We start from the raw sequence: 20,154 nt of genomic DNA, 5'->3' as shown, positions 1-20,154 counted from the left end.
TCAGCGATAACCCGCCGCCTGCAGCTCGAACAGCTCGGCGTAGCGACCGCGGCCGGCGATCAGCTCATCGTGACTGCCGCGCTCGATAATGCGTCCGCGATCCATGACCACGATCACATCGGCACTTCTTACGGTCGAGAAGCGATGTGAAATCAGAATCGAGCTGCGATCACGACTGTGTTCGCGAAAGCGGTTGAACACGGCGGCTTCGGCGGCGGCGTCCATCGCGGCGGTCGGCTCGTCGAGCACCAGGATATCGGCGCCTTCACGCATCCAGGCTCTTGAGAGCGCAATTTTCTGCCACTGACCGCCGGAGAGCTCCTGGCCATTTTTGAACCAGCGCCCGAGCTGGGTGTGATAGCCCGAGGGCAGACGCTGGATAAAGTCATCGGCCAGCCCGCGCTGTGCGGCCGCCTGCCAGCGGGTTTCATCAGCGAAGGCGTGGGTGTCGCCCACGCCCAGATTTTCGCCCACGGAAAACTGATAGCGCACGAAGTCCTGAAAGATGACACCGACTCGCCGACGCAGCGTCTGGCCGTCCCAGTCACGCAGGTCGCTGCCATCAAGCAGAACGCGCCCGCGACTGGGGTGATAAAGACGGGTCAGCAGTTTGATCAGGGTGGTCTTGCCGGAGCCGTTTTCGCCCACCAGTGCCAGGCTCTGACCGGGCATTAGATGCAGTGAAATATCATCAAGAACCTGCTCGCCGCCGGGGTAGGCAAAGCTGACGCGTTCAAAGCGCAGGCCATCGCCGGGCATTATCCCCTCGGTAATCGTGCCCGCTTCCCGCTCGGTAGGCTGTTCAAGAAACTCGTAGAGATTGGAGAGATAAAGGTTGTCCTCGAACATGCCGCTGACGGCAGAGAGACTGGCCGACAGCGCCCCCTGACTTTGCTTGAACACCAGCAGATACATGGTCATCTGGCCCAGCGTCAGGGCACCGATAATGGTCTCAAGCACCACCCAGCCGTAGGCGGCGTAGAAGGTAAGCGTGCCCAGAAGCCCCAGCAGAAAACCCCATAGCGTGCGCCTGAGCGTCAGGCGGCGCTCTTCGCTGTAGAGGGTGTCAAATATGGCGCGGTAGCGGGACAGAAAAAGCTGCTCCAGACCATAGAGCTTGACCTCCTTGATGCTGTCCTCGCGTGCCAGCAGGGTCTCCAGGTAGCGCTGTTCGCGCATTTGCGGCGAGCGCCAGCGAAACAGGCGAAAGGCATCGCCCGAGAATTTGGCCTCTGAAATAAACACCGGCAAAGCACCGGCCACGATAATCAACAGCGCCCAGGGTGAAAACTTCACCAGCAGTACGCTGAAGCTCGCAAGCGAGATGGCGTTTTGCAGCAGCGAAAAGGTTCGGGTAACCAGCGACAGCGGTCGTGTCGAGGCCTCGCGTCGCGCTCGGGTGAGCTGGTCGTAGATTTCGGAGTCCTCGAACTGGGACAGCGACAGCTCACCGGCCTTGTCGAGCAGCATGACGTTGACCTTCTGCCCCAGCTGCGCACGCAACAGCGACTGCTGCGCGTCCAGCACCCGCTGTGCCAGCGCCATCAGGCCAATCAGGACGCCTTCGATCACCACCAGAGACAGCACCGGGGACAGTACGGTCGATAGATCCGTGGCCTGATCCGGGTAAGTGCCCATCGCCGTGACCACGCCATCCACGATCAGCTGGCCGACCCAGGCGACCACGGCCGGCAGTACACCCGCGACCAGGGTAGCCAGCGCCAGGCCCAGCATCATCACGCGCGAGGTCTGCCACACCAGAGCAAGCGCCCGACGGGTATAGCGAAAGACATTGAAAAAATCGCCCGGCACGGCGGCCAGGCGATGTTTGAAGCGGGCAGACGGCATGGTCAATTCGGCATTACAGGGGCTGACGTGCACGCTTTCTAAGAGTGGCGCCCTGACGAGGGGCGCGCCGTGCCCGGATGCTGCTCTGCCAGAGCTGCGTCAGCGCAGGCGTTAGAGGATTGATCGAGGCCCGGCGGGCCCGACCCTGGCGAGGCCGGGGATTGTCGCGCTGGCCTTCGCGAATACACAGGCCCAGACTGGCAATAACCGCTGCACCGGCCACCAGCAGGCTGGCCGCACTGCTGATGATGATCAGCGCCCCGGCGGCAACGCCCAGAGCAATCAGCATCACGGACAGGCAGATGTCTCGTGAAAACCCTCGCCACAGCCCGTAACCGCCCAGGGCGATGGCAAGAAATGCTATCCATAGCAGACTGATCATGACGTCTATAAACTCCCCGCAGTCCCTTGTACAAACTGTATATCCGTAATGTTAGACCAGACTGACACAAAAGCATGCACTGGCTGACAACTTTTAATGAAATGACCTTCATACCTTTCATCAAGGCCACTCAACTGTGGTGTGCCGCCTTTTCGATCCATGCACTCTGCGGTGAAAAGAGCCTGGCGCACACGTGTTATTCTTTATCTGCCTGATGGCATGGAACAGGACCGCTTCGGCAAGCCTGGTGTGGCTGACACGAAAGCATCCGACAACAACGCAGGAGCAAGGCAATTGGGCCTCAGACATCGCAATCGCTGGATTATCGGGGCGGGCGCCGCCGCTGTCCTCGGGTTCTCGACCTGGCTGCTGTGCACCTGGGGGGTAACCGCCTATGCGACCCGAGCGCTTGAGGATGCCACCGGCAGACCGGTGGCGCTCGAGCGCCTCGCCTTCAATCCCCTGACGGCCACGCTGTCGCTGCGTGGGCTTGCACTGGGTGACCCGAACGAGCGGGTCGTGACCATCGACCGTGGCAGTGTCTCCCTGCGCTGGTCATCGCTGTGGCAGACCGGTGTCCATGTGGGTGACGTTGCACTGGAAAATGCGCATCTGCGCATGATCACCGATGACTCGGGCGAGCTCAATCTGGAGCAGCTCGGCAGCGACGAGGGTCAGGAAAGCGACGATGGCGGCATGACGCTTGTGATCGACCGCATCAGGGTGTCCGGAGGGCAGCTTGAATGGATCGATCGGCGCCTTTCGTCGCAGGGCGAGCTATCGCTGCAGGACATGACGGTGTCTCTTTTTGATTACGACAGCCGGCAATCCGATAAGCCCATGCATGGCAGTGCCAGTGCCCGGCTTGGGGAAGGCCGGCTCGAAGCCAGGGGCGATTTCAGCCCTGAGCCGCTGACCGGCGACATACAGATCACGGGTGATCAACTGGCACTGACCCTGCTCAACCCCTGGCTTGCTGACAGGCAGCATCTACAGGTCAAGCAGGGCAGTCTGCAGGGACAGGGGCGTCTTGCCTTTGGTCGTGCGGCCAGCAATGGCGTGCTGTGGCAGGGCGACCTTGATATCAGTAACCTGAGCGTTCTTGACCAGCAGGGGCTGCATGTTTTCGGTGTGAGAGAGGCAGCCTTCAAGGGAATGGATGTTCAGGGCGCCGAGCATATGCGCGCCGAGAGCATTCGCCTTGACGCGCCTGATGTGCTGGTGCTGCTGGATGATCAGGGCCATCTCAATCTGACCCCGCAGCCGACCGGCAACAATGAGGGGGATGCTACCCCGGAGGCGGAGGAAACACCGGCCGAGGAGAGCAGCGCGTCGCAATCGAACGTAGCGCTTGGCAGTCTGAACGTCGACAACGGCACCTTCCGTTTCGAGGACCATCAGATGTCGCCGGCGGTACAGCTTGATATTCGCTCGTTCAAGGGCCATATGGAGGCTTTCGATACGCGCTCATCAAACCCGGCACGATTTGGCTTTGATGGTTTTGAAAGCGATGACACGCCGGTGGCCATCGAGGGGCATTTCAGCGCGGGTGATTCGCTTGAAGGCGAGATGGATCTAACCAGCAAGCGGCTGCCGCTCGAGCGTTTTGCCCCCTATATACAGCGCTTTGGCGGCTATCGTATCCGCAGCGGCACTGCCGATCTGGATCTGCACTACCAGCTTGATGGTGGTCAGGTGACGGCACAAAACCATGTGATTCTCAGACAGCTGGCGCTTGATGAAGAAGCGGTAGACAACGACGCTTCCCTGCCGCTGAGACGGCTGGTCGGTTTGCTGCAAAGCGATGATGGCGTCATCAACCTGGATATTCCCATTCAGGCCACGGTTGATGGCGGCGAAGTGGATATCAGCAGTGTGGTCATGCAGGTGCTGGGCGAGGTGCTCAAGAACCTCGCCACATCGCCGATTGATACGCTCGATGCCATGATCAACGGCGACGATAACGACGCCGCAGGAGAGCGTTCCGAGGGCTATACCGAGGGGCCCCTGTCACAGGTGAAGACCGACGCCCGGGATGACTGAGCGTCGGACAAGGATATGAAGGCGGCATGAAAACGGATAACGCGCAGTGGCCCCGACCGGGGCGTGGCGTACGGCCCTGTGCAGCAGGGCTTTTACTGGCAGTCATGATCAGCGGCTGCGCCAGCTATGAAGGCATCGAGCCCCGGGGCGAGATGGTGTCGCTCAATCAGCTGTCGGCCCTTCAGACCGTCGGGGAGGTCACCATTTCCTCGGCCAACTGGCCCGGTCGCCAGTGGTGGAACGCGCTGGGCGACCCGCACCTGGAGGCCCTGATTCGAGAAGCCCTGGCCGACTCGCCGGATATGGACGTGGCTCAGGCACGCCTGCGTTCGGCCAACGCAGCGGTCGGTCAGGCGGGTGCCGAACGTCTGCCAACGTTGGACGGCTCTGCCAGCCTTTCTCGCTCGCGGGTGTCGGAAGTCGATGACCCCCAGGGGCTGGGCAATATCTACAGTACCACCCGGGGACTGTCATCGAATTTCAGCTACGACGTGGATCTCTGGGGTGGTCGTCGCGCGACGTGGTCGGCAGCGCTCGGTGAAGCCCGGGCCACCGAGATCGATCTGCATGAGGCAGCGCTGACCCTGTCGGTCAACGTGGCCCGAGCCTATGTGCAGCTGGCCGGCAATTATGCGCAGCTCGATATCGCCCGCCAGGAGCTTGAGCGGGCCCTGACCATCGACAACACCAACCAGCAGCTTCAGCAGGCCGGGCTGAGTGATCAGTCGGCACGGCTGCAGTCGCGCTCCAGCGTTTCAAGCGCCCGACAGGCGCTGGAATCGGCAGAGCAGGCCGTTCGAAGCGATCGGATCTCGCTGGGCGTGCTGCTGGGCAAGGGGCCTGATCGCGGCCTTGATATCGAGCGTCCTCAGCCGCTGTCTCCGGCGCTTTTGTCGCTGCCCTCGGTGGTGCCGGCCGAGCTGATCGGCCGGCGTCCGGACGTGGTCGCAGCACGCTGGCGGGTAGAGGCCCAGACCCAGCAGATCAAGGCAGACAAGGCGCAGTTCTATCCCAATCTCAATTTGAGTGCGATGGCCGGTTTCAGCTCGCGGCTGGGCAGCTATTTCTTCGCGGAGCCGGCCAAAAGCTGGAGTATCTCGCCGGCGCTGTCACTGCCGATCTTTGAGGGCGGACGCCTTCGCGCCAATCTGGACAGCACCGAGGCGGACTACGATCTGGCCGTCGCGCAGTACAACCAGACCGTCATTTCAGCGCTGGGTACGGTGGCCGATACCATCACCTCCGTTCAGTCGCTGAATCGCCAGCGTCAGTCGCTTGAGCAGGCGCGCGACAATGCACAGCAGGCCTTTGATCTGGCGCTTGAGCGCTTTCAGGCCGGCATCACCAATTACCTGCAGGTGTTGAGCACGCAACAGCAGCTGCTGGATGCCCAGCAGTCGCTGGTGAGCCTGAACAGTCAGCTGGTGGATACCTCGATTCAGCTTGTGCAGGCTCTGGGCGGCGGTTTCGATGAGGGGCTCAACGTGCCACACGCCGCCGGAGGGTATCCGCAGGCGCCCAACCCGCAAACGGCGGGTCCGCAAACGACAGGTCCAGAAACAAAAGGCTCATAAAGGACGGGTCTACCAACGACAGCCCGGTTTTCAAATCGTCTCCGGCTTTTAAAACCGCGCATAAAAAAACGCCCCATAAAGGGGCGTTTTTCATGATGGGCCTGGAAAAGCGGGCCTGATGATCAGATTTCGTCGTCCTGACCGCTGTTGTCGTCGTGATGAACCTGAGCGACGGCGCGCGTGTTGTCGGCACTTTCAAGCTTGGCAAGAAGCTCTTTCGATTCGGTCTTGAAACTTGCCAGCTCCTGGCCGGACAGGGCGCGTCCGCCCGGCAGCTTGACGCGCATGGCGTTGACCTGAGAGCCGTTGGCGATGATCTCGTAGTGCAGGTGCGCACCGGTACTGCGGCCGGTATTACCCGATTTGGCGATCTCTTCCCCCATTTTGACACGCTGACCGGGTTTGACTTCGGGTCTGGACAGGTGCAGATAACGGGTCTGATAGCCATTGTCATGCGTGATCACGATGTACTTGCCGGCCAGTGGATGGCTCACCACCTTGGTGACCCGACCATCAGCCGGGGCGCGTACCGAGGAGCCGACCGGCATGGCAAAGTCGGTGCCCTTGTGGGGTGAGACGCGCCCGGTGACCGGATGGCGACGCTTGAGATTGAACGGCGAGCTGATGCGGTACTCACCCTTGAAGGGATAGCGATTGAAGGCCGGGTCGAGGCCCTGACCGTCCGGGGTATAGTAGTCGCCATCGTGGCGTACGACGGTAAGGTTGTTGTTGCCCTCATAATGCGCGGCCAGAATACGCGAGTCGTAGGGCTTGCCGTCGATCACGTCTGATTCGACCAGCACCTGAAACCTGTCGCCATCACGCGCCGAGCGATTGAAGTTGAGCTTTTTGCCCAGCACCGAAATCAGCTCGGCCACCTCACCGCTGGAAAGGCCGGTAGCGCGCGCTGAAGAACCGAAGCTGCCGTTGACCGTGCCGGCAAACAGGCGCTGTGTGGCTTCTCCAGTACGTTCAATGTCGTTGACGCTAAAGCGGTCATCGGTGTTTTCGCGCTCGAAGAGATAGCCGCTGCGCGTGTTTTGCATGACGCGAAGCGCCAGCAGATGCCCGTTCTTGTCGACCTTGTAATCCAGCTCGTTGCCGACGCGCAGGTTGGTCAGCGCCTTTTTGTCGGGCGCGTCGTCCATCAGCTTGAGAACTTCGCTATAGCCCAGCCCCAGGCTGTGCTCGGCAAGCTCTGCAAAGGTATCGCCCTTTTGAACCTTGTAGGTCTGCCACTCGGGGGTATAGGGCTCGCGGGTCTCGATCTGGCTGCTCAGGGAAAACTGACCGCTGAGGCTGCCATCGACCGAGCCGTTGTAGTCTTCGGTATCGTCATCGTTGAAGTTGTCAACGTAGGACGTATGCCCGCGCAGGCCATTGCCCATGGCCGTGACATGATCGGCACGGGCGATGGCCTGTTCGTCGCTGTCGATCGCCAGGTCGTCTCTCAGCGCTGCGCCGGCATTCATGGCCGCAAGGTTGGACGCCACTGCCAGCGCCTGCCTGACATCAGGCGACGAAGTGTTGTCGATCTGCTCGGTAGAGGAGGCGGCCAGTGCCAGCGCGCCGGCAATCTCGAGATGCGTCGGCTGGCCAAAGGCGCGGGCCTGCTCCTGAGTGGCCGCGAACGCACTGCTTACGGGCTGTGCGAGCTGCTGGAGATCTGCCACCGTGGCATCGGTAGCAGCCGAGGTGTTCGTATTCTGATAGAGCTGATGCGCACCCAACACGCCAACCATGGCGGTAACCGGTAACAATAAAAGCCTGTGCGTGCGGGGTAGCGAACTGAAAATTCGCAACATGATTATGAGCGCCGTATACAGATAGATAAAAGGGATAAAGGCCGGATTACCTTACCTCAAGGTCAGGGATATGCCTAGTCCGATTATCAATAATTGCTCACCTTTATTATAGATTAAAGAGGTCTGAGTCCGGCGGCGATCGGTGACGAATTGTTGTGAAATTATTGTACAGGTATAAGCCTTCGCGTCGAAGAGTATGACAGCCGTGTCAGATCGGCCTTTTTCTGTCGCCGCCGCGTGGCTGTCGCGTTGGCGAGCAGGTGCAGCTCTTGTGCGGGACGTCACGGCACCGGTCATTTTTTAATCATTTGCACTGTATGCATGAACAGTTTCCATCGTAATGGCAATATATCGGTACTGTTTTATTTTGATGTTTGATATCAGAAAAAGGCAGGCTTATTTAGATGGAATGGGTAGAAAAGCAGGCGTCAATTTTATTTAATTGAGGTCAAAAATGAGACGTAATTTAAAAATTACAAGCATCGATTAAATGCGCAATGTAGCCTTTTGTTATTTGAATGTGCCTTTAATCGCGACACTTTCATGCCGGAGTTAAATATCGTTTACGTTGGCTGATTGGCCTGTACTGTGCCGATCGGGGCATTTACTGGCATGATTGGAAAGAAATTTTCAGTGCAGAATTGCGCACGTTGAAAGACAAAAAAGCTTTGATGCCTTCATTGGTTCACAGGATGTAACATGTCTCGAGTCACGCTGGTTCAATGGCAAATGCTGGCGGCGGTGGTAGATCATGGCGGCTTTGCACGTGCTGCAGAAGCAATCCATAAAAGCCCTTCCAGCATCCATCATGCGGTTCACAAACTTGAAGCCCAGCTGGGCGTACAACTGCTGGACACCAGCGGGCGACAGCTGCGCCTGACCGAATCGGGAGAGATGCTGCTGCGCCGAGCGCGCCAGCTGCTGGAAAGCGCCGATAATATCGAAGCCGTGGCCGACAGCCTCTCGGGCGGCCTTGAGGCAGAAATTGCCATCGCGATCGACCAGATCCTGGCGCCCGAGACCCTGTGTTTCGCCCTTGACCGCTTTTCTACCCGATTTCCGCACACGCGGATTCAGCTTCATGAGGCGGTGCTCAACGGCGGTGTGGAGATGCTGCTGGATGATCGCGTGGATCTTTTGATCTGTGGTCTGCCGGTACCGGGATATCTTGGGGAACTGCTCGGGGCCATCCGCTTTATTGCCGTGGCGCACCCTGACCACCCCCTTCACCAACTGGGCAGATCGCTGGATCTACGCGATCTGCGCCAGCATCGCCAGATCGTGACCCGGGACTCTGCCCTGCGTGAACAAAACGACAGCGGCTGGCTCAAGGCCGAGCAGCGCTGGACGGTGTCGCACGTGGCGACCTGTCTGGATGTTCTGGCCCGCGGGCTGGGTTTTGCCTGGGTGTCGCAGGCCCGCGTCCAGCCCCTGCTGGACAGTGGACAGCTCAGGGCGCTGCCATTGCAGGCCGGCGGTATTCGCGAAGTGCCACTTTCCTTGTACATCAATGATGTCGAAGGCGCAGGCCCTGCCGTGCAGGCCATGGCAGAGGCGCTGCGCATGGCATTTCGTGGCTGATATCGAAAGGATCGTGCCTGTGCCGCGACCGGTTTGTGTGTCAACCGCATGTCAAGCGACTATTCTCACGACCCAGACATGCATATTCCGGGATAGCGCCGGACAAGGAGAGCGCCATGGGGTTACTGGTCGATGGACAGTGGGTAGACCGCTGGTATGACACCAAAGGCAATAACGGCGAATTTGTTCGCGAGTCGGCACAGCTGCGTGATTGGGTAACGCCCAGCGGTGAGCCCGGCCCTGATGGGCAGCCCGGTGTCACTGCAAGCAGCAATCGCTTTCATCTTTATGTTTCGCTGGCCTGTCCCTGGGCGCATCGTGCGCTGATCATGCGCCGGCTCAAGGGGCTGTCCGAGCTGGTGGGGGTGTCTGTCACAAGCCCCTACATGCTGGATGAAGGATGGACGTACGAACTGGACGAAGGTTCAAGCGGCGATCCGATCAACGGTGCGCGTCGCCATTATCAGCTCTATACCCTGACGGATGAGCATTATACGGGACGAGTGACCGTGCCGGTTTTATGGGACAAGAAAAAATCGCGCATCGTTAACAACGAGTCCGCCGACCTGATGCGCATTTTCAATACGGCGTTTGACGAGCTGACCGGCAACCGGCTGGATCTGTACCCGGCAGCGCTGCGTGACGAGATCGATCGCATCAACGATGAAGTGTACGACCGGGTCAATAACGGGGTGTACAAGGCCGGATTTGCTACCGAACAAAAGGTGTATGAAAAGCATGTCACGGCGTTGTTTGAAACGCTGGACCGGCTGGAAGCCCTGCTCAGCGAGCGGCGCTACCTGGCCGGCGAGTATCTGACCGAGGCCGATATCCGCCTTTTCACCACGCTCACCCGCTTTGACAGCGTCTATTACGGTCATTTCAAGTGCAATCTCAAAAGGATCGAGGACTATCCGGCGCTTTCAAATTATCTGCGCGAGCTCTATCAATGGCCGGAGGTGGCCGAGACCGTCAACATGACGCATATTCAGCGTCACTACTACGCCAGCCACTCGAGCATCAACCCCAACGGCATCGTGCCTCTGGGCCCGAGGCTGGATCTTGATCGAGCCCATGATCGCGAGCGTCTACCGGGCAGGGGGATTCAGCAGCACGGATGATCTGACACCTGCGCCCGTCAGGGATCTGCCTTTTGATGGCCTCTGACGGGCGTGCCTTCGACTTTCGGCGTGCATAAGCAGCCGTATCGTGATAGATTATGTCTACCTCGCTTGTGAAGACCCTGCCATCTCTGCTGATTCGCCCCCATTGAGACTGCCGTTGCGTAGGGGACGATTCTCCAAGGCGCCAAAGCGCCCACGCATCGATGGAGCATCGGGCACCATACGACGGCAGTGACTGCCACGACCTGTCGGTCGCCGCGTATGACGTGTTGCCCAGATGCAATAACGGTCGCCACATGCCACGGATATCGTTGTCTGTTCGCCTTTTCTGCGAGCAGGCCATGACGATACGAGTGCGACCGGTCCGGGAACCATCCGATATGCCTATCGTTTGATGATGCCTCCCGACCAGACATTTTCCCCCGCCGGCCCAATGCCGGCTTATAAGGTGTGACATGACTTCTACTTCCGTTGCCTCGCCGAATTTCGGTGACATGGCGCTGCTGCCTGCTGTTCTCGAATCTCTTGAATCCCTGGGCTACGAAACGCCGTCTCCCATTCAGGCGCAGACCATTCCATCGCTTCTGGAAGGCGCTGACCTTTTGGGTCAGGCGCAAACCGGTACCGGCAAGACGGCCGCTTTTGCCTTGCCGCTGCTCTCCAAGCTCGATCTTGAGCGTCGTGAACCGCAGGTGCTGGTTCTGGCCCCGACGCGCGAACTCGCTCAGCAGGTTGCCGTGGCTTTCAGCCGCTACGGCCAGAACATCAAGGGCCTTGAGGTCGTCACGCTTTGCGGTGGTCAGGACTACCGTGAACAGATGCGCGGCCTGAAAAGCGGCGGTCAGATCGTTGTGGGCACGCCGGGTCGTGTCATCGACCATCTGGACCGCGGCTCGCTGAGCCTGACCGGCCTGAACGCGCTGGTGCTTGACGAAGCCGACGAAATGCTTCGCATGGGCTTTATTGACGACGTCAAGCGCGTCCTCAAGGACACGCCGACCGACGCACAGCGCGTATTCTTCTCGGCCACGCTGCCGCCGGAAATTTCACGCATCGTCAGCCGCTATCTGGTCGATCCGGTTACCGTACAGATCGAAGCGCGTGCCGCCACGACCACCATTCAGCAGCGCGTCTGTCGTGTGGAAGGTCCGGCCAAGATTGAAGCGCTGGCCCGTATTATCGAAGTCGAACCGGTTGATGCTGCCATCGTCTTCGTGCGTACCCGTGCCTCCTGCACCACGCTGGTCGATCAGCTGGTCGCCCGTGGTATCGCCGCGGCGCCGCTGTCCGGTGATCTGGATCAGAGCCTGCGTGAGCGCACGGTTCAGCGCCTGAAAAAGGGCAAGGTCGACGTGCTGGTGGCCACCGATGTCGCCGCCCGTGGTCTTGACGTGCCGCGTATTACGCATGTCATCAACTTTGACATGCCCCACGACACCGAAGCCTATATTCACCGTATCGGTCGTACCGGCCGCGCCGGCCGCGAAGGCACGGCGATTGCCTTTGCCGGTGGCCGTGAAGTGCGCAAGATTCGCTGGCTCGAGCAGGCCACCGGCCAGAAAATCGACATCATGGAGCTTCCCGACGAGAAGACCATGCGTGCGCATCGCGACGAGAAGTTCAAGGCGCGTGCCGAGGCCATGCTCGAGCGTGGTCATGAGCATCAGCGTGAGATGGTCGAATCGCTGATGGCAGAGGGCATCGATCCGATCGATCTGGCCTGTGTCTTTGCAAGCCTGGCGCGTGCCGGTGAGCCGCCGATTCGCTCTTTGCCGAAATCCAACCCGCGCAGCGAGCGCCCCGAACGTGGCGAGCGTGGCGGTGAGCGTCGTGCCCCGCGTCGTCAGGGCGGCCCGTCTGAAGGCATGACCCGCTATCGTCTGGCCGTGGGCCATCGCGATAACATCAAGCCGGGACAGCTGGTCGGTGCACTGGCCAATGAAGGTGGCATCGAAGGCGCTCGTATCGGTCGCATCGATATTCGCCAGACTCATAGCCTGGTCGAACTGCCCACCAGCCTGCCCGAAACCGTACTGGCCAAGATGGCGCGTGCCCGTGTCGGCGGTCGCCAGCTCGAAATCAGCAAGGATGGCGGTCGCCCCGAAGGCGATGGCGAAGGTCGCGAGCAGCGTCCGCGTCGCGACGATCGTCGCCAGCAGGCCTCCTGAGGTCATCATGACGGTGCGCTGACAGGCGCACCCTCATGACAGCAATGCGAAAGGCCCTCTGCCCACAGGCAGGGGGCCTTTTTGCATTCAGCACAAGCCCTGTCGACAGGGCCCCGTCGACGAGCAAGCTGGCATGGAATGAGCGGCGTTGTCTACGCTCAGGCAATCTGCCAGGAGAAACCATGACATCAAAGCATCAGCCGTTGCATGAGTGGACCGTCGATCCCGACACCGCCATTGCACTACAGAAATCGCTTGCCCCTCGCATCATCTGCAGCGACCAGTTCGGTGAGGTCGAGCATATTGCCGGCGTGGATATCGGTTTTGAAGACAGCGGTGACACCACACGCGCGGTGATTGTGGTCATGCGATGGCCGTCGCTTGAAATCGTGGAGAAGGTACTGCACCGCACGCCCACGACAATGCCTTATATTCCCGGGCTTTTAAGCTTTCGCGAGCTGCCGGCCGCACTCGAGGCCTTTGATCAGCTTACCGTCATGCCCGATCTTTTGATGGTGGACGGCATGGGTATCGCGCATCCGCGTCGGCTGGGTATTGCCGCCCATTTGGGGCTCTGGCTGGATATGCCGGCGATCGGCGTGGGCAAAAGCCGCCTGTGCGGTCGTCATGACGACGTGGGTGAAGCGCGCGGCAGTCAGGTGCCGCTGATCCATCGCAACGAGACCATCGGTGCCGTGCTGCGCACCCGTGAGCGGGTCAAGCCGCTCTATATCTCTACCGGCCATAAAATATCGCTGGAAAGCTCGGTCAGCTGGGTCATGCAGTGCCTGACGCGCTACAAACTGCCGGAGCCGACCCGACAGGCCGATCGCCTCGCGTCGCGCCGTACCGTTGAGACGCGGCACCCGGAGGCGGGCGCCGCGCCACGTCAGGACGACCTGTCGCTCTAGGGTATACCGTTATCCCGAGCAGAACCCCTAACGCGTCCGGTCGAACCATTCGAGCAGTGCCTCATGGAAACGCTCGGGGGCCTGTACCTGAGGTGAGTGCCCCAGATCCTCGAAGTGGACATAGGTTGACTCGGGGATGCGCTCGGCGATGTCGGGGCCCAGCTCGGCATAGTGGCCCAGCGTTTTCTGAACGTCTTCAGAGGCCAGTCCCTTGCCGACGGCAGTATTGTCCTGATCGCCGACCATCAGCAGGGTAGGCACCTCAAGGTTTTCGAACTCGTAGACGACCGGCTGGGTCATGATCATGTCGTAGGTCAGGGCCTGATTCCAGGCGTTGATGTCGCGGCCTTCCCCTCGGTACATGCCGGCCTGCATCTCGACCCAGCGGTCGTACTCGGGTTCCCATTCGCCGGCGTAGTAGGTCTCCTGCTGATACTCGCGCATTTTCTCGGCGCTGGCCTTCTTGCCGCTTTCATACCAGTCCTCGATCGACTGCCAGGGCACACCCTTTGCCTTCCAGTCTTCCAGCCCGATCGGGTTGACCAATACCAGACCGTCAGTGGTGTCGGGATACATCAGCGCGTAGCGGGTCGCCAGCATGCCACCCATGGAATGGCCCATGATGGTGGCGTTATTGATATCGAGATGGGCCAGCAGGGCATGGGTATTGTCGGCCAGCTGCTGAAAACTGTACTGATAGTGCTCCGGCTTGCTGGATTTGCAAAAGCCGATCTGGTCGGGGGCAATAACGCGATAGCCCTGCTGCGTCAGCGCCCGGATGGTGCCCTCCCAGGTGGCACCGCAGAAGTTCTTGCCGTGCATCAGCACCACCGTCTCTCCATTGGCCTCGCCCTGTGGCGCCACGTCCATGTACATCATCTCAAGTGACTGCTGCTGGGAGTCCAGCTCAAAGCGATGCAGCGTCCAAGGGTAGTCGAACCCTTCCAGTCGGGGACCGTAAACCGGTTTGTCGTCGGTGTTGTTGTTGGCCGTGTTGTTGTTGGCAGTATCGTTGGCGGCCATGGCAGGCAGGGCCATGGAAACAAGCAGCGGGGCCAGTAAGAGAGCGCGCATGAAAGAGTCCTTGCCGGACATCGCAGGCGATGTCGTGGTCGTAATGTTATTGGCGTGCCATCCAATGATGGCGTTTCATTCTGGCAAACAATGGCAGGGCGCAACGAGGTCGGTGTGGCTTTTTAAGTTCCCCTAAAGACCGGTCAATGCCCGGTCGGGCACGACCGCGAATGGCCTGATCTGACATCATCTTTCATCACAGGCGACACGCAGGCGCTGTATCCCGGCATGGCCGGCACACAGAACTGTCGAAGTGGTCGTTTGTTTGCCATGATAGAACGCCTGAACCCACTACGCCCATTGCAATCAAAGGACCCCCGGCCATGCAGAAAAAAGGTATTGGCGATTTCTTTTTTACCATCGTTTTATGGATATTGATCGGTGGTCTGGCCCAGTGGCTGATGCAGCATCAGCTCAACGGCGACGGGGGCAATGCGGCGATGACCGGAATTTCCACCGGCAGCAATACCTCCGAAGGCGTCGGCTTTTCCTCCTACTGGAGCGCGCTGGGGCTGGTCTCGCTCTTTTTTGCCGTTATTGCCTTCATGGCGCGCGATCTGATGCGCGATAACCCGGTCACCCGCTCACTGAAGGTGATTGGCACGCGTCTTTTGAGTACCACCTTTGATATCGGCCTGTTTGCTCTTGGTGGCACGCTCTTTTTGATGCTCAGTCCGACAGCGGTCAACACGGTGCCGCAGTGGCAGGCCCTTTTTATCGGCATCAGCCTGCCGTTTTTCATCGTGATTCTGGTCGTGCTGGGCGTGATCTGGTGTCTGCTGCGCTTTTCGCGTCTGTCGCTGGTCAGCATTCCGGCGCTCGAGTTCAAGCCGATGGTGCGCGTTGCCCTGTATATAGGGCTGATGGCGATTCTGGTGCTGGCGGCCTGGCTGGCGCTGTAGGTCTTCCCTGAACGAACAAGGGCCTCTACGGAGGCCCTTTTTTATGATTGAAACATCATTTCTGACGCCGTATTCAGCTCAGGCTGATATCGCTTTGACCGTTGCCGCGGGGGGCCACGCGAATCTGAACCGGTATGCGCTCATGCATGTCCTGAACATGCGAGATAACGCCCACCCGGCGACCCAGTGACTGCAGCGCGTCGAGCGCATCCATGGCCTGGGACAGCGACTGAGGGTCAAGGCTGCCAAACCCTTCATCGATGAACAGGGTCTCGATGGTGAGCTGGTTGGAGGCCATTGAAGCCAGCGCCAGTGCCAGCGCCAGCGATACCAGAAAGGTTTCCCCACCCGACAGCGAGTGAACGGAGCGGCGTTCGTCGCCCATTTCCGTATCGATGACCAGTAGCCCCAGCTCGCTGCCCCCACGCGCCAGACGATAGCGTCGTGCCAGGCTCTCAAGATGGATATTGGCATGCTCGATCAGCCGCTCCAGATTCCAGCCCTGGGCGATACGGCGGAACTTCTTGCCATCGGAGGCACCGATCAACCCCGAAATGCGGCCCCAGCGAGTCACCTCACGCCGGCGCTGTTCCAGCGTCTGCTCGATCTCGCGTGCTCGCTCACGGCAGTGATCGTCGTGGCGAAGGGCGTGATCGGCCTCATCCCGTGCGCTCTGGGCCTGTGGGAGATGCGCTTCAAGGTGGGTCTGATATCGGGTCAGCTCGGCCAGACGCTCATCGCGCCATATCCTGAGAGAGCGTGTGTCGTCCTGAGACGGCACGGCGGCCTCGGGGAACATGGCATGCTCGCCGTAGTGGTCGCGATGCTGCGTCAGCACTTCCAGGCGCTCCTGGCTGAGCAGATGCGCTTCGTTGAGGCGCTGATCCGTGGCTGCCACGTCGTGCGAGAGCCTTTGATGCTGCTCGGTGGTCACTGCCAGCAGCGCCGTCAGAGTGTCATCATCGATGTCAGGATGGGCGCTGCGCCACTGCGCCATCGCCCGGGACAGGTTATCCCGGGCAAGCACCTGATCGTCATGCTGCTGTTGAAGCTGCAGGCGTTGCTGGTGATGTTGGCGGTACTGCTCGTCACACGCTTCCAGCTGCTTCTGCGCGGCGTTGAGTTGCTGTTCGCACGTTTCGATGTCGCGGTCGAGCGTCTCTCGCCAGGCGCCGACGCTCGGGTAATGGCCAAGCTGCGCCTCAAGCGTTCGAGACAGTCTGTCGCGTTCACCGGCCAGGGGGGCATGTGTCTGTTCCAGCGTTCGAAGCTGTTCCCTGGCATGCGTAACGCCGGTCTCCAGACGTGTGGCTTCTACTTCCAGAGCGTGCAGCTTTTCCTGAACGGGCGCTCGGGTGGCGTGGTCGCGGTCAAAACGGGCAAGGCGTTCGGCCTCTTGATCATGGTGTTCGGCAATCTTTGACCGGCGTGTTTCAAGCCAGCGGCTGCGGGCGTCAGAAGCAACTGCCAGCAGCGTTTCGCTTTCGCCACGGCTGTCGAGGTGGCGCCGGGCCTCGTCTCGTTGGGCCGTAAGGGTCTCGAGCTCGTTTTGTCGCTGCGTGATGGCACTGTTGAGTTCGCCGTATTGACCTCGCAGCTCGGCGCAGCGCTGATCCAGGCGGTCTCTAGCCTGGCGTGCTTCATCGAGCTGGCGCTGCTCTTCGCGTTCGGTGGCCAGCAGCATGTCATGGGCGGGCTGCGACGGCGGGCGATGTACGTAAGGGTGGTCAAGGCTGCCACATACCGGGCACGGCGTGTCTGCCTCCAGACCCTCACGCATGGCAGGGACGCTGTCGCTGCGCGCGGCGCGCAGACTTGCGATGCTCTTTTCAAGCCGCTCAAGCGCTGTTCTTTGCTGATCAAGGCCGGTGCGCGCGCTGGTGCCTTCTTCGCGCAGCCTTTCCAGCGTGTGACGATCCGTGGCCTGACGTGCGTCCAGCGTCTGAATACGCTGATCGAGCTGATGCCAGTGGTCGTGGGCATGGTTGAGATCGTCCAGCGCCTGACGCTGCTGGCGGTATTGATCCAGTCGGTTCTGGACGGCCTCACGCCACTGCGTGAAGGATTCGGCGCCCTCGGTAATTGCCGCCAGACGCGTGTCGATTTCCTTGAGCGTGCGTCGCTGCTCAATCTCTTTTTGTCGGCAGGTGGCCAGGGCCTTGTCCTGCTCATCCAGGGCGCGGCGCTGCTCGCCGAGCTGCTGCTCGGTGTGCCGGGCCCGCTGTTGCAGGTCGTTATATTTCTGTTCATCAAGGGCGCACTGTTCCATCAGCGGCTGCTGCTGGCGGTAGTGCTGACGTCGGGTTTCCAGTTGCCTTTGATGGGCCTTGTGCTGCTCGGCGATCTCGTCACGCTGGCGACCGGTGGCGGTAAGCTGGTCTCCTGCGGTTTCAAGGCGCGCGTCCAGCGATTTGAGCGTCTGACATGCCGTATCGTGCTGCTGGAAAAGATGCCGTGCGGGTGCCAGTGCCTCGAGATGGGACAGCCACTGGCGCTGCGCTTTTTGCTCGCGGTGCGCCTCAAGGGCCTGGTCATGGGCCCGGCAGGCGCCGTGCCAGTGCGTTTCAAGGCGTTCATCGGTGACAAGCCAGGCCTGCTCGCGCTCAAGGGCCTGTTGCTGCGCCTGAAGCTTTTGAAGCTCGGCCCGGGCGTCGTCGGCGCGCTGCTCCAGCAAGGCGCGCGCCTCGGGTTTGGCCGGCGTCTGATGGCCGAGCTGTGCCTCCAGGTCGGCCACGTCGCGCTCGCAGGCCCGGGTCCGCTGAAAGGCGGCAATGGACAGGCGCGAATAGATACCGGTATCGGTCAGCTTTTCCAGCAGCTCGCTGCGCTGGTTGTCATCGGCTTTCAAGAAAGCGCTGAATTCGCTTTGCGCCAGCAGCACCGCGCGGGTGAACTGCTCGAAACTCAGGCCGAGGTGCTGCGGCAGCAGGCGATCAAACTCGCGTTTTTGCGAAGTGATTACGGTCTGGTCCGGCAGCGACATCAGGCTCTGCTCGACGCCCTGAAGCTTGCCGTCTGCCTTGTGGCGCGCGCGTCGCACTCGCCAGCAGGCCCGATAATGGGCGCCGTCACGGCCCTGAAAATCGACTTCGGCATAGCCGCTGCTTTCACCCCGTCGCAGCAGGGTGCGCGCATCCGCGGTGGTCAGGGTCTCCTCGCCGACGTCCGGGGAAACGGAGTCGCGCCCCGGCGCGGTGCGAAGGCGAGGGGTGCTGCCATAAAGGGCCAGACACAGCGCGTCCAGCAGGGTGCTCTTGCCCGCCCCGGTGGGCCCGGTAATGGCAAAGAGCCCGGCGCTGTCGAGCGGGTGCTCGGTGAAGTCGATGGTGTGCGGGCCGCTCAGCGAAGCGATGTTGTGAAGGCGAAGGGCCAGAATTTTCATGAGGTTTCCTCGGGCGGCTCATCGTCAAGCAGTTCCTGCAGCAGGGTCTGAACATCCTGCATGACTTCCTCGGGCGGGGCGTCGCCGTACTCGCGCGTCCAGGTACGGCTGAAAAGATCCGCCGGGCCCAGCGCATCCAGTGACTCATGGGGCTGTTGCGACGGCTGTGGCCGCGCTATCTGCGTCGTGATACTCACCAGGCGCACGGCCTTGTCCTTGAGGGCGCGCTCGATGAGCGGGCGCAGATCCACTCGAGGGGCGTCCAGAACGACCCGCACATCCAGCCAGGGCCACTGCTCGCGTGGCAGATCGGTTTGCGTGTCGTCCGGCAAGTCAGTGCCTGTCAGCGTGTCGAGAACGTCCTCCAGCGGCAGCGGCCCCACGCGGTGCATGGCCACGGCGCGCGGGATAGGCAGTGATGTGACCTCCTTGAGGTGTTCGCCTTCGAAGGCCACTTCAAGTACCTGATGCGGGTAGTGGGTCTCGGAGAAATCCATGGCCAGCGGCGAGCCGCTGTAGCGGATATGGTCACTGCCCACACGCTGCGGCTTGTGCAGATGGCCCAGCGCGACATAGGCGATCTCTTTCGGAAACAGCGAGGCCGACAGGGACTCTTCACCGCCGATCACGATGGGGCGCTCGCTGTGTTCGGAGACGCTGGCGCCATGGAGATGGGCGTGACTCATGGCGATCAATGCCTGGCCCGGCTCTCGCTTTTGAATGCCTGCTTCAAAAAGCGCCTCATGAACACGCACCATGCCGCGCACGTAGTTGTCGCCGGGCGTGGCGGGCGGCGCGTCATCTTCCTGAATCGATGCCGGTGTGGATGTGTCGGTCTCGGTGCCGGTAACTTCAGCCGGGCGCAGAAAAGGCAGGGCCAGACACCAGGCGCGCGTGACGCCGTGGCTGTCCGGCAGGGGCACCATCAGACGCGCCACGTCCGGGGCGCCGCTGTCGAGACGGATAATGCGTCCGAGGGCATGCGTATTGAGACGGCGCAGCAGCGGGGCGGGCAGTTCGATGCGTGCACCGCTGTCATGGTTGCCGGCGATCATGACGATGGTCAGCTGCGGCAGACGCTCATGGGCGCCTATCAGGAAATCGTAGAGCAGTGACTGGGCGGCCATGGAGGGGTTGATGACATCAAAGATGTCGCCGGCGATCAGCAAAACGTCAGGCGCTCGCTCGTCGAGCGTCTCCAGCAGCCAGTCAAGAAAGTGGCGGTGCTCGTTGTGGCGCGACTGGCCGTGAAAGCGCTGACCGAGATGCCAGTCAGCGGTATGAATCAGTTTCATCAAACGCTACCGTCATGAGAAGGAATGCCCCGGGCATAAATTATCCGGCCGTTATCGAGCGGTTG

General features: G+C 60.7%; 13 protein-coding genes. 7 read left to right on the top strand and 6 right to left on the bottom strand.

Annotated features, from left to right (window positions below; all coding sequences use genetic code 11):
* On the bottom strand, nt 1-1,848 hold the full coding sequence (locus tag ACS92L_RS07065) for an ABC transporter ATP-binding protein (protein WP_438768045.1): 1,848 nt from the start codon (nt 1,846-1,848) through the stop codon (nt 1-3).
* 13 nt (nt 1,849-1,861) lie between these two features.
* Nucleotides 1,862-2,230, bottom strand: coding sequence for a hypothetical protein (locus ACS92L_RS07060; RefSeq protein WP_438768044.1), 369 nt, complete (start codon nt 2,228-2,230; stop codon nt 1,862-1,864).
* Between the two features lie 294 nt (nt 2,231-2,524).
* Between ACS92L_RS07060 and ACS92L_RS07055 the strand changes: the two genes are divergently transcribed.
* Together ACS92L_RS07055 and ACS92L_RS07050 are read left to right on the top strand one after the other, a co-directional pair.
* Complete coding sequence (locus tag ACS92L_RS07055; RefSeq protein ID WP_438768043.1) at nt 2,525-4,273, top strand: DUF748 domain-containing protein; 1,749 nt, start codon at nt 2,525-2,527, stop codon at nt 4,271-4,273.
* Between the two features lie 26 nt (nt 4,274-4,299).
* The gene (locus ACS92L_RS07050) at nt 4,300-5,847 is read left to right on the top strand and encodes an efflux transporter outer membrane subunit (protein ID WP_438768041.1); all 1,548 of its coding nucleotides are present in this window, start codon (nt 4,300-4,302) and stop codon (nt 5,845-5,847) included.
* Between the two features lie 122 nt (nt 5,848-5,969).
* On the opposite strand, the gene ACS92L_RS07045 is transcribed toward ACS92L_RS07050, so the two are convergent.
* Nucleotides 5,970-7,652, bottom strand: coding sequence for a peptidoglycan DD-metalloendopeptidase family protein (locus ACS92L_RS07045; RefSeq protein WP_438768040.1), 1,683 nt, complete (start codon nt 7,650-7,652; stop codon nt 5,970-5,972).
* Between the two features lie 699 nt (nt 7,653-8,351).
* Here ACS92L_RS07045 and ACS92L_RS07040 point away from each other — a divergent pair.
* The 4 genes from ACS92L_RS07040 to nfi all read left to right on the top strand — a co-directional run bounded on the left by ACS92L_RS07040 (nt 8,352) and on the right by nfi (nt 13,436).
* A complete protein-coding gene (locus ACS92L_RS07040) occupies nt 8,352-9,233 on the top strand; it encodes a LysR family transcriptional regulator (RefSeq protein WP_438768038.1) in 882 nt (293 codons plus the stop codon).
* A 116-nt stretch (nt 9,234-9,349) separates the two neighbouring features.
* Nucleotides 9,350-10,354, top strand: a complete 1,005-nt coding sequence (locus ACS92L_RS07035) for a glutathione S-transferase family protein (protein WP_438768037.1) — start codon at nt 9,350-9,352, stop codon at nt 10,352-10,354.
* A gap of 458 nt (nt 10,355-10,812) precedes the next feature.
* A complete protein-coding gene (locus tag ACS92L_RS07030; protein WP_438768036.1) occupies nt 10,813-12,525 on the top strand; it encodes a DEAD/DEAH box helicase in 1,713 nt (570 codons plus the stop codon).
* 182 nt (nt 12,526-12,707) lie between these two features.
* Nucleotides 12,708-13,436: a deoxyribonuclease V gene (gene nfi / locus ACS92L_RS07025; protein ID WP_438768035.1), complete on the top strand. Its 729-nt coding sequence runs from the start codon at nt 12,708-12,710 to the stop codon at nt 13,434-13,436.
* Nucleotides 13,437-13,463: 27 nt separating this feature from the next.
* Here nfi and ACS92L_RS07020 read toward each other — a convergent pair whose 3' ends face one another.
* A complete protein-coding gene (locus ACS92L_RS07020; protein WP_438768033.1) occupies nt 13,464-14,510 on the bottom strand; it encodes an alpha/beta fold hydrolase in 1,047 nt (348 codons plus the stop codon).
* 323 nt (nt 14,511-14,833) lie between these two features.
* Here ACS92L_RS07020 and ACS92L_RS07015 point away from each other — a divergent pair, with 323 nt between their 5' ends.
* Complete coding sequence (locus ACS92L_RS07015; protein WP_438768032.1) at nt 14,834-15,412, top strand: hypothetical protein; 579 nt, start codon at nt 14,834-14,836, stop codon at nt 15,410-15,412.
* Nucleotides 15,413-15,485: 73 nt separating this feature from the next.
* Here ACS92L_RS07015 and ACS92L_RS07010 read toward each other — a convergent pair whose 3' ends face one another.
* Nucleotides 15,486-18,794 (bottom strand): AAA family ATPase, encoded by a 3,309-nt coding sequence (locus ACS92L_RS07010; RefSeq protein ID WP_438768030.1) that lies wholly within the window; start codon nt 18,792-18,794, stop codon nt 15,486-15,488.
* A complete protein-coding gene (locus ACS92L_RS07005; RefSeq protein WP_438768029.1) occupies nt 18,791-20,089 on the bottom strand; it encodes an exonuclease SbcCD subunit D C-terminal domain-containing protein in 1,299 nt (432 codons plus the stop codon). The genes ACS92L_RS07010 and ACS92L_RS07005 overlap by 4 nt, the downstream gene beginning before the upstream one ends.
* Nucleotides 20,090-20,154 lie beyond the last annotated feature (65 nt).

Origin of the sequence: Kushneria halocnemicola (genome assembly GCF_965650455.1) — a bacterium.
Lineage (GTDB): Bacteria > Pseudomonadota > Gammaproteobacteria > Pseudomonadales > Halomonadaceae > Kushneria.
The sequence above is the reverse complement of the archived record's forward strand: the minus strand, read 5'-3'. Positions and strand labels throughout refer to the sequence as shown.

Bases quoted from the DNA above. Each gene is read 5' to 3' on its own strand.
- ACS92L_RS07035 (WP_438768037.1), top strand. From the start codon at position 9,350: ATGGGGTTACTGGTCGATGGACAGTGGGTAGACCGCTGGTATGACACC.
- ACS92L_RS07010 (WP_438768030.1), bottom strand. From the start codon at position 18,794: ATGAAAATTCTGGCCCTTCGCCTTCACAACATCGCTTCGCTGAGCGGC.
- ACS92L_RS07020 (WP_438768033.1), bottom strand. From the start codon at position 14,510: ATGCGCGCTCTCTTACTGGCCCCGCTGCTTGTTTCCATGGCCCTGCCT.
- ACS92L_RS07015 (WP_438768032.1), top strand. From the start codon at position 14,834: ATGCAGAAAAAAGGTATTGGCGATTTCTTTTTTACCATCGTTTTATGG.
- ACS92L_RS07060 (WP_438768044.1), bottom strand. From the start codon at position 2,230: ATGATCAGTCTGCTATGGATAGCATTTCTTGCCATCGCCCTGGGCGGT.
- nfi (WP_438768035.1), top strand. From the start codon at position 12,708: ATGACATCAAAGCATCAGCCGTTGCATGAGTGGACCGTCGATCCCGAC.
- ACS92L_RS07065 (WP_438768045.1), bottom strand. From the start codon at position 1,848: ATGCCGTCTGCCCGCTTCAAACATCGCCTGGCCGCCGTGCCGGGCGAT.
- ACS92L_RS07040 (WP_438768038.1), top strand. From the start codon at position 8,352: ATGTCTCGAGTCACGCTGGTTCAATGGCAAATGCTGGCGGCGGTGGTA.
- ACS92L_RS07005 (WP_438768029.1), bottom strand. From the start codon at position 20,089: ATGAAACTGATTCATACCGCTGACTGGCATCTCGGTCAGCGCTTTCAC.
- ACS92L_RS07045 (WP_438768040.1), bottom strand. From the start codon at position 7,652: ATGTTGCGAATTTTCAGTTCGCTACCCCGCACGCACAGGCTTTTATTG.
- ACS92L_RS07030 (WP_438768036.1), top strand. From the start codon at position 10,813: ATGACTTCTACTTCCGTTGCCTCGCCGAATTTCGGTGACATGGCGCTG.
- ACS92L_RS07050 (WP_438768041.1), top strand. From the start codon at position 4,300: ATGAAAACGGATAACGCGCAGTGGCCCCGACCGGGGCGTGGCGTACGG.